This window comes from Micromonospora taraxaci (assembly GCF_007830095.1).
Lineage (GTDB): Bacteria > Actinomycetota > Actinomycetes > Mycobacteriales > Micromonosporaceae > Micromonospora > Micromonospora taraxaci.
Map to the genome: position 1 here is coordinate 3,685,673 of NZ_VIWZ01000001.1, position 13,664 is coordinate 3,699,336.

Genomic DNA, 13,664 nt, shown 5'->3' on the forward strand with positions numbered 1-13,664 from the left:
GTCACAAGCCGGAACAAGGGGAACGCTTTGTTACTTGAGCCAGACACGCTCAAGTCAACGTGATGGCAGGTGTTCCATGGCAACTCTTCCGGTACTTCCACTGACCGACGCCGTGCTGCTGCCCGGGATGGTCATCCCGGTGACCCTCGACCCGTCCACCCAGGCCGCGATCGACGCCGCCCGCGCGACCGGCGACCGCAAGCTGCTCGCCGTGCCCCGGATCGACGGCGAGTACGGCCCGGTCGGCGTGATCGCCACCATCGAGAAGGTCGGCCGGCTGCCCGAGGGTGAGCCCGCCGCCGTCATCCGTGGCCTGTCCCGGGCCCGGATCGGCTCCGGCGTCCCCGGCCCCGGCGCGGCGCTCTGGGTCGAGGCGTCCGAACTCGACGAACCGGCCTACGCCGGAAAGGCCCGCGAACTCGCCCGCGAGTACCGCGCCCTGGTGACCTCCGTCCTGCAACAGCGGGGCGCCTGGCAGGTCATCGACGCGGTGGAGCGGATGACCGACCTCTCCGAGCTGGCCGACTCGGCCGGCTACGCGCCCTGGCTGACCCTGGAGCAGAAGACCGAGCTGCTCGCCGCGCCGGACGTCACCTCCCGACTGGAACTGCTGGTCGGCTGGGTGAAGGACTACCTGGCCGAGCAGGAGGTCACCGAGCAGATCAACAGTGACGTCCGCGAGGGCCTGGAGAAGTCGCAGCGCGAGTTCCTGCTGCGTCAGCAGCTCGCCGCGATCCGCAAGGAGCTGGGCGAGGACGAGCCGGACGGTTCGGCCGACTACCGGTCCCGGGTCGAGACCGCCGAGCTGCCGGAGAAGGTCCGCGAGGCGGCCATGCGCGAGGTCGGCAAGCTGGAGCGGGCCAGCGACGCCTCCCCGGAGGCGGGTTGGATCCGCACCTGGCTGGACACCGTGCTCGAAATGCCGTGGGGTACGCGTACCCAGGACAACACCGACCTGGCCGCGGCCCGGGCGGTACTCGACGCCGACCACGCCGGCCTGGCCGACGTGAAGGACCGCATCCTGGAGTACCTGGCGGTGCGCAACCGGCGTGCCGAGCGCAACCTCGGCGTGGTCGGCGGTCGCGGCTCCGGCGCGGTGCTCGCCCTCGCCGGTCCTCCCGGGGTCGGCAAGACCAGCCTCGGCGAATCCGTGGCGCGGGCGCTCGGCCGCAACTTCGTCCGGGTGTCACTCGGCGGTGTCCGCGACGAGGCGGAGATCCGCGGTCACCGGCGCACCTACGTGGGCGCGCTGCCCGGCCGGATCGTCCGCGCCCTGCGCGAGGCCGGCTCGATGAACCCGGTCGTGCTCCTCGACGAGGTGGACAAGCTGGCCGCCGGCTACGCCGGTGACCCCGCGGCAGCCCTGCTGGAGGTGCTCGACCCGGCGCAGAACCACACCTTCCGGGACCACTACCTGGAGGTCGACCTCGACCTGTCCGACGTGCTCTTCCTGGCCACCGCGAACGTGGTGGAGTCCATCCCCGGCCCGCTGCTGGACCGGATGGAACTGGTCATGCTGGACGGTTACACCGAGGACGAGAAGGTCGCCATCGCCCGGGACCACCTGCTGCCCCGGCAGCGGGAGCGGGCCGGGTTGACCGCCGACGAGGTGGAGATCGCCGACGAGGCGCTCGCGCTGATCGCCGGGGAGTACACCCGGGAGGCCGGCGTCCGGCAGCTCGAACGGGGCCTGGCGAAGATCCTGCGCAAGGTGGCGGTGACGTTGGCGACCGACCCGTCGCCGGTACGCGTCGACACCGACAACCTCACCGGCTACCTGGGGCGACCGAAGTTCACCCCGGAGTCGGCCGAGCGCACCGCGGTGCCCGGCGTGGCGACCGGCCTCGCCGTCACCGGTGCGGGCGGGGACGTGCTCTTCATCGAGGCGACCAGCATGGAGGGCGAGCCGGGGCTGACCCTGACCGGCCAGCTCGGCGACGTGATGAAGGAGTCCGCGCACATCGCGCTGTCGTACCTGCGCTCCAACGGGCGGCGGTTCGGCATCGACCCGAACGCCCTGGCCGGGCGGCGGATCCACGTCCACTTCCCGGCGGGCGCGGTTCCCAAGGACGGCCCGAGCGCCGGCATCACCATGGTGACGGCCCTGGCGTCGCTGGTCACCGGCCGCCCGGTCCGCCCCGAGTTCGGGATGACCGGTGAGGTGACGCTCTCCGGTCGGGTGCTGCCGATCGGCGGGGTGAAGCAGAAGCTGCTCGCCGCGCACCGGGCCGGCCTCACCGAGGTGATCATCCCGGCGCGGAACGAGCCCGACCTGGACGACCTGCCGACCGAGGTGCGTGAGGCGCTGACCGTGCACACCCTGGCCGACGTGGCCGACGTGCTCGCCCTGGCACTGACCCCGGCCGACGTCCCGGCCCTGGACGGTCCGGCGCTCTTCGTCTCCTGACCCTCCGGCCACAATGACCCCCCGCCGTCCCCGTGACGGCGGGGGTCATTGCTGTTCGCCCACCGAGCGCTACTGTCTCGCGTGACGCTCCCCGACACCTCTCCGCCGCGAGGCGGTGCCCCCGGAGGTAACCCCCGTGAACCTTGTGCTCTGGGTGATCCAGATCCTGCTCGCCGCTGTCTTCGCCGGCGCCGGCCTGGCCAAGCTGACCCAACCGAAGGACAACCTGCGCGAGATGATGCGATGGGTGGACCCGGTCCCGCCGTCGCAGGTCAAGGCCCTCGGCGCGGTCGAGGTGCTGGCCGCCCTCGGGCTCGTGCTGCCCGCGCTCACCGGCATCGCCACAGTGCTCACCCCGTTGGCAGCCGTCGGGCTGGTCATCGTCATGATCGGCGGCTTCCTCGTGCACCTGCGCGACCGGAAGAAGCGCGAGACGGCGGCCGAGCGTCGGCTGGAGGTGCAGGGCGCGATCACCTGCGCGGTGCTGCTGGTGCTCGCGGCCGTGGTGGCCTGGGGTCGCTTCGGCCCGTACTCCTTCTGATCCCGGGCGCCGGCGACCGTCGTACCCCGGCGGTCGCCGGCGTCGTGCTCAGCGCTCGTCGCCCCCGCGGTCGCGACGCACCGTCGCCTTGCGGCCCTTGATCGTGCTCTGCCGCAGCCCGGAGATCACCTCGTCGGCCACCCCCTGTGGCACCTCCACCAGCGAGAACCGGTCGGCGATCTCGATCGAGCCGATGTCCCGGCCGCGGATCCCGGTCTCGCCGGTGATCGCGCCGACCAGGTCCTGGGGGCGCACGCCCGCGCGCCGGCCCAGCCCGACGAAGACCTGGACGGTGTTGCCACCGCCGGAACGTGGACGACCCCCGCCCCGCCGGTCGCCGCCCCGGCCGCCGGACTCCGGTCGACCCTCGCGGGGACCGCGAACCGGCGCCTGCGGGATCTCCTCCTCGTCGTCGGAGCCGGGCGACGTCACCTCGTGGGCCAGCTTCACGGCGGCGAGGGCGACCTCCATCAGGTCGAACTCGTCGGTGAGCGTCTCCACGATCACCCGGTACGGGTCGAGGTCGTCCTCCAGCAGGCTCTCCCGCAGCGCCGCCTGGGTCAGCTCCAACCGGCGGGTCCGCATGTCCGCGACGGTGGGGATCTTGTCGATGGTGATCCGCTGGCCGGTTACCCGCTCGATGGTCTTGAGCATCCGGTGTTCGCGTGGCTCGGCGAGGGTGATCGCCACACCCTCGCGGCCGGCCCGACCCACCCGGCCGATCCGGTGCACGTACGACTCCGGGGCGGACGGCACGTCGTAGTTGACGACGTGGGTGAGCTGCTCGACGTCCAGCCCTCGGGCCGCCACGTCGGTGGCCACCAGCAGGTCCGCGGTGCCCGCCCGCAGCCGGCCCATGACCCGGTCGCGCTGCTCCTGGCTCATGCCACCGTGCAACGCCTCCGAGCGGTAGCCCCGGCCGTTCATCGTCTCGGTCAGCCGGTCGACCTCTTCCCGGCTGCGGCAGAACACGATCGCGGCGGTGGGCGACTCGACGTCCAGCACCCGACCAAGTGCGGCCGGCTTGTGCGCCCGGGTCACGATGTACGCGCTCTGCCGCACCCGGGGCGCCTCACCCGCGACCGGCTGCTCCCGACCGATCTCGATCCGGACCGGATCGTTCAGGTGCTGCCGGGCCATCCCGTCGATGCGCGACGGCATGGTGGCCGAGAAGAGAACCGTCTGCCGCTGCGCCGGAGCGTGTTCCAGGATCGCCTCGATGTCCTCGGCGAAGCCCATGTCGAGCATCTCGTCGGCCTCGTCGAGCACCACCGTGGCCAGCCCACCGAGGCGCAGGGTGCCCCGGGCGATGTGGTCGAGCGCGCGTCCCGGGGTGGCCACCACCACGTCCACGCCGCTGTCGAGTGCCCGCAGCTGCCGTCCGATCGGCTGCCCACCGTAGATCGGCAGCACCCGGGCACCCAGGTCCTTGCCGTAGCGGTGGAACGCCTCGGAGACCTGCACCGCCAGCTCACGGGTCGGCACCAACACCAGCGCCACCGGGTCACCGTCGCGGCGGTGGGCCGTCATGAGGTTCAGCAGCGGGAGCGCGAACGCCGCCGTCTTGCCGGTGCCGGTGGCCGCCTGACCCAGTAGGTCCCGACCCTCCAGAAGCGGTGGGATCGCCTCCCGCTGGATGGGTGTGGGCTCCTCGTAGCCGAGGGCGGACAGCGCGCCCAGCAGCTCGGCGCGCAGCCCGAGCTCGGTGAAGGCGTTCACCTCGTCGGTGCCGGCGGGGGTGGCGTCGGACGGTGCGTCGTGCTGTGCAGGTGCGGAACTCATGCGCCAAGCCTTTCATCACGCCGTCCGGGCCGCTGCGCCGACCGCCACATGAACGCGACAGGTGCCCACCAGCACGCCGTCAACGGTGGTCCCGGTCAGGCGGGGGTGCTCAGGATCGCCAGGATCATCACCGCGGCGAGGATCGCGTCGAGCACCCCGCAGAACTCGGTGTAGCCGCGCGGCACCACCCGGCCGGACCGGTGGTGCGCCAGGTCCCACCCGGCGTGCGCCAGCCAGCCGAGCGCCACCAGCCATTCGGCGCTCCGCCCGCCAACCACGACCGCGACCAGCGTCAGGGTGCCCCAGACGGCGAGACCGGCGAGCTGGGTGGCGAGCACACCGGGACCGCGCAGCGTGCGCCGGATCAGGCCGATCAGCAGGTAGCCACCGGGCAGCACCAGCATCGTCCACGGGCTGAGCACCCCCGGGGCGAGCCACATGTCCGCGGTCACCAGCAGCGCCAGCCCGGTCGGCCAGCGGCGGGCGAGCGCCACCACGGCCGGGTGTCGACGGATTACCGCCGCCGACTCGTGCCGATGCCGCACCGCCACGAGCACCATCGCGGGCACCATCAGCAGGTGGCCGCCGAGGAGCAGGCCGTCGGCGTCGAGCAGGCCGGTCCAGTACGGCACGAACAGCAGCAGGAACGGGACGTACATCGCGGCGGCCATCTCGCCGACCCCACGCCAGTGGTGCGCCCGGTAGCGCATCCACACCGTCATCCCGACGGTCATGGTGGTGGCCATCACCAGCGCGGCCACCTCCGGGCGGGCCAGCGTGTCGGTCGCCCCCAGAGCGGCACCGCCCATCTCGAACAGCGGCCCGAGCAGCAGCATCCCGGCGACCATCGCCAGCGCCATCTCGCCGAGATGCCAGAGCAGCCGTCGGGTACCGCCGGCCGGCGTCACGTCGGTCTGCGTCGCGTCCGTGGGCGCCGGCTGGTCGGTCGTCAGCGGCCCGGGCGACGGTACGCGGGCAGCGGGGTCGGCGTACATCCGTGTGTTCTCCATGCCTTGACAGTGCCGGCGCCCCGGCTCGGTGGGCAGGCGCGTCCGTCACCGGATATTCGTGCACGGCGCACGGTCCGACCGTGACAACTCGCATGGGTGGACCGGGCGACGCGCGGTCCTAGGATCGACGCGTGACGAGCGAGGCGGCGACTCCCCGGGCGGACCGCCGGTTGCTCCGGGCCCGGCGGGCGACGTTGCTGTCGCTGGCCGTCGGGATGTGGGCGACCGTCCTGCTGCCGGCGGTCGGCCTGAGCCGTGAACCGGACGTCGGCCGCGTCGCGCTCGGCGCGGTCGGCATCCTCGCCTTCGCGGCCACCCAGACCGCCGTGTTGTACGCGGCGGTCACCCCCTGGCTCGCGCAGCGGTGGCGGCGGCGCGCCCAGCTCGGCCTGGCCGTCGTGGCGGTACTGACCGTGCCGTTGGTGGCCCCGGTCGCGGCCGGGGTCTGGCCGACCTGGGCGTGGCTCGGCGCTTCCCTGGTCGGGATGGCCCCGTTGGTGGTCCGCCTCCCCGGAGCGTTGGCGGTCACCGCCGGCGCCCTCCTGGTCTCGGCGACGGTGGCCTGGTGGACCGGCGGATCGGTCGGACGTTCCCTGGCCGTCACGGGCGGGATCGGGGTCGGCGTGGCGGCGGTGAACAGGTTCCAGGTCTGGTTCTGGGACCTGCTGGTAGAGGCCCGGCAGGGACAGGCCGCCCAGGGCAGGCTGGCCGCCGCCGAGGAGCGGCTGCGCTTCGCCCGCGACGTGCACGACCTGCTGGGGCACAGTCTCACGGTGATCGCGCTGAAAGCCGAACTCGCCGCACGGCTCGCCCCGGTCGACCCGGTTCGGGCCGGTCGGGAGGCCGCCGAGGTGCAGCGGCTCGCCGCGTCCGCGCTCGCCGAGGTCCGCGAGAGCGTGCACGGCTACCGCGCGGTCGACCTCGGCGAGCAGTTGGCCGCCGTGGCGGAGGTGCTCCGGTCGTGCGGAGTGCGCTGCATGGTGCCGCCGTCACCGGTGGACCTGCCGCAGCCGGCCGCGACCGAACTGGCGGCGGTGCTGCGCGAGGCAAGCACCAACGTGCTGCGGCACAGCCGCGCCGACTGGTGCCGGATCCACATCGACCGGGAGGGCAACGTGGCCAGGATGACGGTGGCCAACGACGGCGCCGGCGAGAGCGGCCCGGACGAGCACAGCCACGGCCTGCGGGGTCTGGCCGACCGGTTGGCCGCGGCCGGGGGAGAGCTGCGGGTACGTCGCCAGGACGCGGTGTTCACAGTCGAGGCTACAGTGCCGGTGCCGTCGTGATCCGCGTCCTGCTGGCCGACGACGAGGACCTGATCCGGGTGGCGGTCGCCGCGCTGCTCGGCCTCGAACCCGACATCGACGTGGTGGCCCACGCCGCCGACGGGCCGACGGCGGTCACCGCGACGATCGCGCACCGCCCGGACGTCGCCGTGGTGGACCTGGAGATGCCCGGTCTGGACGGCATCGCCGTCGCCGCCGAGCTGGCGCGCGTCCGTCCTGAGTGCGCGGTGGTCGTGTTGACCGGGCACGGTCGGCCCGGGCACCTCCGCCAGGCGTTGACCGCCGGGGCGCGGGGCTTCGTGCCCAAGGGCTCGCCCGGCGGGGCGCTCGCCGACGTCATCCGCCGGGTGCACGCCGGCGGCCGGTACGTCGACCCGTCGCTGGCCGCCGACGCGCTGACGCTGCCGGCGTGCCCGCTCACGCCTCGGGAGTTGGAGACGCTGCGGCTGGCCGAGTTCGGCGCACCGGTGGCGGTGATCGCCCGCCGGGTGCACCTGTCCACCGGCACGGTCCGCAACCACCTGTCGGCGGCCGTTCAGAAACTCGGTGCCGCCGATCGGGCCGAGGCGGTCCGTGCCGCCCGGGACAACGGCTGGCTCTGATCCGCGCCGACGACCATCTCGGTGTCCGACGCGTAGGTCTCGGACACTTTCCGTTCCGCGAGAACGGAAACTGTCCAAGATTGCTCCAGTGACCGGGGTCGGCCGGCGCGCCAGTCCGGCGTTCGGCTGGCGACCCGTCCCGTTAGCGTAGGCGCGTGCGTACGGTGGAACTCGTCTGCTCGCCCGGGTTGGAGACGGCAATCCGGTCGACCTGGGTGCGGCTGGCGGCGGCGGGTCTGCCCAGCCTGGCCCGCAACATCCATCCGACCAACCGGCCGCACCTCACCCTCGCCGCGGTGGACGATCTTCCACCCGGCGTCGAGCGCCGTCTGGCCGACCTGTTCGACGACGCGCTGCCGGTGCCGGTCACCCTCGACCGCGTCGTGGTTCTCGACGGCAGCGCCCCGTTGGTCTGGCTCGTCCGACCCACGCCCGTGCTGACCGCGCTGCACGCCGCCGTCTGGGACGTCCTCGCCGACACCGAGGGGCAGCGTCCGTGGCACGCGCCGGGTGCCTGGGTGCCGCACCTGAGCCTGGCGCTCCGGTTCCGCAACGCGGACCTACGGCTGGCCCGGGCCGTCGCGGGCGGGCAGCGCCCGGCGGGCTCGTTCGACGGCGCTCGCAGCTACGACGGCACGGACCGGACGGTGTCCCCGTTGACCCGACTCCGCTGAGGTTGTCGCGGTGCTGGGGGTGATGATGGCGTCATGAGTGCTACCGAGGGCCGGGCGATGGCCGAGTTGGCCGCGTTGCTGGCCGACGGCACCCGAGCCGGCATCTGCGTCGCGCTGCTCGACGGTCGGGCGTGGACCGCCGGGGAGCTCGCCCGGCGTGCCGGGGTCGCGCCGTCCACGGCCAGCGACCACCTCACCCGGCTGGTGCGGGGCGGGCTGCTCGTGGAGGAACGGCAGGGCCGGCACCGCTACCTGCGGCTGGCCGGGCCGTCGGTGGCCCAGCTGATCGAGCAACTGGCCGGCCACGCCCCGGCCCCACCCGCGCCCACCGGCTCGCTGCGCGCGGCGACGGCCAGCGCCGCCCTGACGTACGCCCGGACCTGCTACGACCACCTGGCCGGGCGGCTCGGCGTGCTGCTGTACGACGCGCTGGTGGCCGACGGTCGGCTGGACCGGTCCAGCGGGTTGGCGTTGACCGCCGACGGGTGGGCGTGGGCGACCGACCTGGGCGTACCCGTGCAGGCGCTGTCCACCGGCCGACGCCCGATGGTCCGCGACTGCCTGGACTGGACCGAGCGCCGTCCGCACCTGGCCGGAGCGCTCGGGGCGGCGCTGCGCCGCCGCTTCGCCGACCTGGGCTGGATCACCCAGGGCACCGGCCGGGCGGTTCGCCTGACGCCAACCGGGCGCACCGACCTGGCCGTAGCCCTGTCCGTCCCCGAGGGCACCCTCGCACCCACTCCGAGCCCATCAGCCGCCAGCGGACGTGCCTGAACCCGCAGGAGGCGCGACTGTTCGGCGGGGAGCGAAGTGTTCCGGTCCTACCGTCGTGCGGTGACTGACACGTGGCCCGACATCGCCCCCGCCGCGGGAACGCCGCACTGCGGCCCACCCTCACATGTGCCGGAACACGGCTGGTGGGTGACGAGGCACGCCGACGTACGCGCGGCGCTCACCGACCCGAACCTGCGGGTACCGCCCGTCGAGAGCGGCCCGCCCGGCACGCTTGCCTGGCTGCGCGCCTCGGTCAGCCGGTTCAGTGCACCGCACCGGCACGCCCAGCGTCGGGCGACAGTGGTCGACGCGTTGGCCGACCTGGACCCGGACGCTCTGCGGCGCGAGGCCGCCCAGCGGACCGTCGCCGTCCTGGACCGCGCCGGTGACCGCCTCGACGTGATGCGTGAACTGGCCCGCCCGGTGCCGCTGCGGGTGCTGGCCGAACGACTCGGTCTCGCCGACCCGGCAGCCGCCGGGACGGCGGTCGCCGTCGTCGCGGCCGCGTACCACCCGGGGGTCGACCCGGCGTCGACCCGGCGGGCCGACGCGGCGGTGGAGGCGTTGCTGGCCCTCGTGCCGCCGGGCCCGCCGGAGGTCCGGGCGAACCTGATCGGTCTGCTGGTCCAGGCCTGCGACGCGACGGCCGGCCTGATCGGTGCCGCCGCCCACCACCTGCTGCCGCCGTCCGGCGGCCGGCCCGACGGGGACGAGCCTGGGGCGGAGGGGACCACCGCGCTGCTGGCGGAGGTCCTGCGGCTCGATCCGCCGGTGCGGGCGACCCGGCGCGTCACCACCACAGGGGTACGACTGGGTGGACGGGATCTGCCGGCGGGAAGCCCGGTACTGCTGCGCTTCGACGCTGCCAACCGCGACCCGCTGGTGTTCACCGAGCCGGCGGCGTTCCGACCCGGTCGCCCCGGTGCCGGGCTGCTGACGTTCGGGGCGGGGGAGCGCGGCTGCCCCGGCGACCGGCACGCCCTGGCCCTTGCCGCCGGAGTGCTCGACGTGCTGCGCGCACGCTGCCGGCGCACCCGGACCGACCTGCGTCACGAGCCGCACCCCACACTGCGTGTCCCGACCGACCTGGAGGTGAGCGTCAGATGATCGACTCTCGTGCCGCATTCCACGCCCTGCACCACGGCGGCCGCCCCCTGCTGCTACCCAACGCGTGGGACCACGCCTCGGCCGCGGCGCTCGCCGCGCGGGGCCACCCGGCGGTCGGCACCACCAGCCTGGGCGTGGCCGCCACCGCGGGCCTTCCCGACGGCACCGCCGCCACCGCCGGGGAGACCCTGGCCCTGGCTCGCCGGCTGGCGCGGTTGCCGGTGCTGCTCAGCGTCGACGTGGAGGCCGGGTTCAGCGACGACCCGGCGGAGGTGGCCGGGTACGTGGCGGAGCTGGCGGGGCTCGGCGTGGTCGGGATCAACCTGGAGGACGGGCGCGCCGACGGCACCCTCGCCGACCCGGAGCACCTCGCCGACAAGGTCGCGGCGGTGAAGACGGCCGTGCCGGACCTGTTCGTCAACGCCCGCGTCGACACCTGGTGGCTCGGCGTGGACGACCCGCTGCCGCAGACCCTCGCCCGGGCTCGCGCCTACCGGGCGGCGGGCGCCGACGGGATCTTCGTGCCCGGCGTCGTGGACCTGGCCACGCTGCGCGGGCTCACCGAGCGGATCGACGCCCCGGTGAACGCGCTGTACCAACCCGGCGGTCCAGGGCTGGACGAGTTCAGCCGGGTCGGAATCGCCCGGGTCAGCACCGGCTCGCTGCTGTTCCGCGCGGCGCTGGCCGCCGCGCTCACCGCCGCCGACGGGGTACGCGTCGACGGGCTCGAAGCCCCGGCGGGGCTGCCGTCATACGCCGAGGTGCAACGGCTGGCACCGACGCAACCGGACGGTTTGCTCCCTTAGGGGTAGATAGGAGAATTGTTCGGTCCGCTCCGGTCGCGGCGATTACGGTGTGTTACAGGGCGAAGTACCCAATGTGGGACCGGAGGAAAGGGACCCCCGTCATGCGAGTGCCCAGCCGTAGTCCGGGACAGCAACCCGGCCCTCCCGCCACACCCACCGCCCCGGCCCGGCGCCGCCCCTCCGGCACGGCACCCCGCCGCCTCCCCACCGCCGAGCCCGACCTGGCCGCCTACCGGGCCGCCGTGGCCGAACTCCTGGTCGAGGTGGGCGCCCTGGCCGACGCGACGAGCACCCGGGCCCGACAGGTGCTCATCGACGAGCGACTGCGGGAGCCGGCGCTCGCCGCGGTCCTCGACGCCACCCCACAGGGGCTGATCGGCGCCCGCGAGACGCTGCTGCTGGAAATGGCCCGCTACCAGCCGAACGAGCGCACCTCGGCGAGGGACCTGACCGCGCTGGTCCGGATCTACCTGCTCTCGCGCATCGACGTGCTGTGGTGGCAGGACGCTCCGACGTTCGTCACCGACGACCAGGTCAACGGCAGCGCCGAACTCGTCGACCTGGAGTGGCTGCGCCGCCGCGACCTGCTGCGCTTCCGCTACCAGGAGCAGCCCGCCACCATGCTCGGCCGGGCCGCGCGCGGCCTGCGCCGACGGCTCCGGCCGGACGTCACCCCGCGTACGGCGGGGCTGCTGTTCCGCCGGGCCCGCCGAGAGGTGGTGGCGCTGCTCAACGACATCGGACGGGAGTTCACCGCCGCCGCGCCGCCGGCCACCCCGCCGCTGTGGGTCACCAGCCTGGTCCGCAGCGCCGAACACCAGTACCGGCTGCGCCGCCTGGGCTACGCCGCGATGCTGCCCAGTGGGCACTGCCTCGGCTACTCCGTCGACGTCGAACTGGCCTGGTTCGAGCGGTTCGGAGCGCGGGACACCCTGGCGGAACTGCTGCTCAACCGGCAGAAGGCCGGAGAGCTGAACGTCATCGACGAGGGGCAGGCGTGGCACCTGTGCCTCGCGCCCACCGCCCGCCGTCGCCTGCGCCGGGCCTACGAGGCCGAGATGGGGGTCTGACCCGGTGTGCGGCATCGCGTTGAGCATCGGCCCCGAGGCCGACCCGGCGACGTTCCGGCGGATGCTCGCCGTCCTGGCCCCTCGCGGTGAGGTCACCGAGACCCGGTCCGAGAACGGTCTGCTCGCCGGCACCCGCCGGCTTCGGATCGTCGACCGGGACCGGGCGGTGCAACCGTGGACCTCCACCGACGAACGCTGGCTGCTCTGCTTCAACGGCGAGATCTTCAACTACCGGGAGCTACGGGCGCAGCTGACCCGCCTCGGGCAGGCCTTCCGCACCGACAGCGACACCGAGGTGCTGCTCGCCGCGTTCCAGCAGTGGGGCGAGGCGGCGGTGACCCGGCTGCGTGGCGAGTACGCCTTCGCGGTCGTCGAGCGGGCCACCGGCCGGACGTACCTGGCCCGCGACCCGGTCGGGGTGAAGCCGCTGTACTGGTCCCGCCGCCCCGGCTGCCTGCACCTCGCCTCCGAGGTCAAGGCGCTCGTCGGGCACGGCGCCCCGGTCTCCGAGGTGCCGCCCGGGCACCACGGCTGGGCGGAGGTGGACGGGCACGTGCGACTGAGGCCGCACGTCGACCTGCTCACCATCGGCGCGGGTCTGCCGGTCATCGACGACCCGGACGAGGCCGCCCTGCTCGTCCGTGCCGCGTTGAGCGACGCGATCCGGATGCGGGTGGAGACCGACCTGACCGTCGGGGTGGTGCTCTCCGGTGGGTTGGACAGCTCGTTGACACTGCGGCAGGTACGCGACATCCACCCGGACTGCGTCGCGGTGACGGTCGGCGTGGCGGACAGCCCCGACGTGGCGTACGCCCGGCGGCTCGCCGCCGACCTCGACGTGCCGCACGTGGTGGTCGAGCTGCGTCCGCGCGACATCCGGCTCGCCGACGTCCGCGAGGCGATCCGGATCTCCGAGCTGACCGAGTACGGCGACATCATCAACGCCGTGGTCTCGGTGCCGATCTTCCGGAGGCTGCGCGACCTGGGCATCAAGGTGGTGCTCACCGGCGACGGCTCCGACGAGCTGTTCGGCGGCTACCCGATGTACCACCAGGTCGGCCCCGCCGCGGCGCGCAGGCTGTTCCTGCACCGGATCCGCAACCTGTGTCGTACGGAGTTGCAGCGGGTCGACCGGGCCGCCATGGGGCACGGGGTGGAGGCGCGGCTGCCGTTCCTCGACCTCAGCGTGGTGGAACTGGCGATGCGGCTGCCGCTGGATCTGAAACTGCGCCACGGACAGGAGAAGTGGATCGTCCGGCGGGCGTTCGCGGACGTGCTGCCCGACTACATCCTGCGCCGCCCGAAGCACCCGATGTCCTACTCGTCGGGGCTGCACGAGCGGGTACGGCTGTACAAGCCGCTCTTCGCCCGGCTGCACCGATCGTTCGGCTACGACCTGCAGGAGCCGGTCCGCCGGGACTTCGACAGTGTCCTCAGTCGCTGCGGCAACGACCTGGACCGGGCGATCGCGGACGGGCTGAGCCGGCCCGACTACACCGTCCTGGAGCACGCCCGTGACCTGGTCGGCGCGGCCAAGTGGAACGCCGCGCCGGTGGTCCGTCGACTGGTCGGCCCGCGCCCGGCCCGCCGCTGAACAGAGGCCAC

Annotated in this window: 12 protein-coding genes; 10 read left to right on the forward strand and 2 right to left on the reverse strand. The window is 73.7% G+C overall.

Annotated features, from left to right (window positions below):
• The first annotated feature begins 76 nt into the window (after positions 1–76).
• A complete protein-coding gene (gene lon / locus FHU34_RS16885; protein WP_145781617.1) occupies positions 77–2,407 on the forward strand; it encodes an endopeptidase La in 2,331 nt (776 codons plus the stop codon).
• 136 nt (positions 2,408–2,543) lie between these two features.
• On the forward strand, positions 2,544–2,948 hold the full coding sequence (locus FHU34_RS16890) for a DoxX family protein (protein WP_145781619.1): 405 nt from the start codon (positions 2,544–2,546) through the stop codon (positions 2,946–2,948).
• Positions 2,949–2,996: 48 nt separating this feature from the next.
• On the opposite strand, the gene FHU34_RS16895 is transcribed toward FHU34_RS16890, so the two are convergent.
• Both FHU34_RS16895 and FHU34_RS16900 read right to left on the reverse strand, forming a co-directional pair.
• A complete protein-coding gene (locus FHU34_RS16895) occupies positions 2,997–4,730 on the reverse strand; it encodes a DEAD/DEAH box helicase (protein WP_145781622.1) in 1,734 nt (577 codons plus the stop codon).
• Between the two features lie 95 nt (positions 4,731–4,825).
• Positions 4,826–5,740: a hypothetical protein gene (locus tag FHU34_RS16900; RefSeq protein ID WP_208745017.1), complete on the reverse strand. Its 915-nt coding sequence runs from the start codon at positions 5,738–5,740 to the stop codon at positions 4,826–4,828.
• Between the two features lie 131 nt (positions 5,741–5,871).
• Here FHU34_RS16900 and FHU34_RS16905 point away from each other — a divergent pair, with 131 nt between their 5' ends.
• The 8 genes from FHU34_RS16905 (at position 5,872) to FHU34_RS16940 (ending at position 13,653) form a co-directional block, all read left to right on the forward strand.
• A complete protein-coding gene (locus FHU34_RS16905; RefSeq protein WP_208745018.1) occupies positions 5,872–7,026 on the forward strand; it encodes a sensor histidine kinase in 1,155 nt (384 codons plus the stop codon).
• Entirely contained in the window at positions 7,023–7,628 is a 606-nt protein-coding gene (locus tag FHU34_RS16910) for a response regulator transcription factor (RefSeq protein ID WP_088989493.1), read from the forward strand. The genes FHU34_RS16905 and FHU34_RS16910 overlap by 4 nt, the downstream gene beginning before the upstream one ends.
• A 155-nt stretch (positions 7,629–7,783) precedes the next feature.
• A complete protein-coding gene (locus tag FHU34_RS16915; protein ID WP_145781625.1) occupies positions 7,784–8,302 on the forward strand; it encodes a 2'-5' RNA ligase family protein in 519 nt (172 codons plus the stop codon).
• A gap of 33 nt (positions 8,303–8,335) precedes the next feature.
• Positions 8,336–9,076, forward strand: coding sequence for an ArsR/SmtB family transcription factor (locus tag FHU34_RS16920; protein ID WP_145781627.1), 741 nt, complete (start codon positions 8,336–8,338; stop codon positions 9,074–9,076).
• Positions 9,077–9,136: 60 nt separating this feature from the next.
• Positions 9,137–10,183 carry a cytochrome P450 gene (locus FHU34_RS16925; protein ID WP_244311706.1) on the forward strand — a complete coding sequence of 349 codons (1,047 nt, stop codon included), beginning with the start codon at positions 9,137–9,139 and terminating at the stop codon, positions 10,181–10,183.
• Positions 10,180–10,989 carry an isocitrate lyase/PEP mutase family protein gene (locus tag FHU34_RS16930; protein ID WP_145781629.1) on the forward strand — a complete coding sequence of 270 codons (810 nt, stop codon included), beginning with the start codon at positions 10,180–10,182 and terminating at the stop codon, positions 10,987–10,989. The genes FHU34_RS16925 and FHU34_RS16930 overlap by 4 nt, the downstream gene beginning before the upstream one ends.
• 101 nt (positions 10,990–11,090) lie before the next feature.
• On the forward strand, positions 11,091–12,059 hold the full coding sequence (locus FHU34_RS16935; RefSeq protein WP_145781630.1) for a DUF5715 family protein: 969 nt from the start codon (positions 11,091–11,093) through the stop codon (positions 12,057–12,059).
• 4 nt (positions 12,060–12,063) lie between these two features.
• A complete protein-coding gene (locus FHU34_RS16940; protein WP_145781632.1) occupies positions 12,064–13,653 on the forward strand; it encodes an asparagine synthetase B family protein in 1,590 nt (529 codons plus the stop codon).
• The last annotated feature ends 11 nt before the right edge of the window (positions 13,654–13,664 follow it).

Excerpts from the sequence above, each read along its gene's own strand:
- lon (WP_145781617.1), top strand. The coding sequence starts at position 77 with ATGGCAACTCTTCCGGTACTTCCACTGACCGACGCCGTGCTGCTGCCC.
- FHU34_RS16920 (WP_145781627.1), top strand. The coding sequence starts at position 8,336 with ATGAGTGCTACCGAGGGCCGGGCGATGGCCGAGTTGGCCGCGTTGCTG.
- FHU34_RS16895 (WP_145781622.1), bottom strand. The coding sequence starts at position 4,730 with ATGAGTTCCGCACCTGCACAGCACGACGCACCGTCCGACGCCACCCCC.
- FHU34_RS16900 (WP_208745017.1), bottom strand. The coding sequence starts at position 5,740 with ATGGAGAACACACGGATGTACGCCGACCCCGCTGCCCGCGTACCGTCG.
- FHU34_RS16930 (WP_145781629.1), top strand. The coding sequence starts at position 10,180 with ATGATCGACTCTCGTGCCGCATTCCACGCCCTGCACCACGGCGGCCGC.
- FHU34_RS16935 (WP_145781630.1), top strand. The coding sequence starts at position 11,091 with ATGCGAGTGCCCAGCCGTAGTCCGGGACAGCAACCCGGCCCTCCCGCC.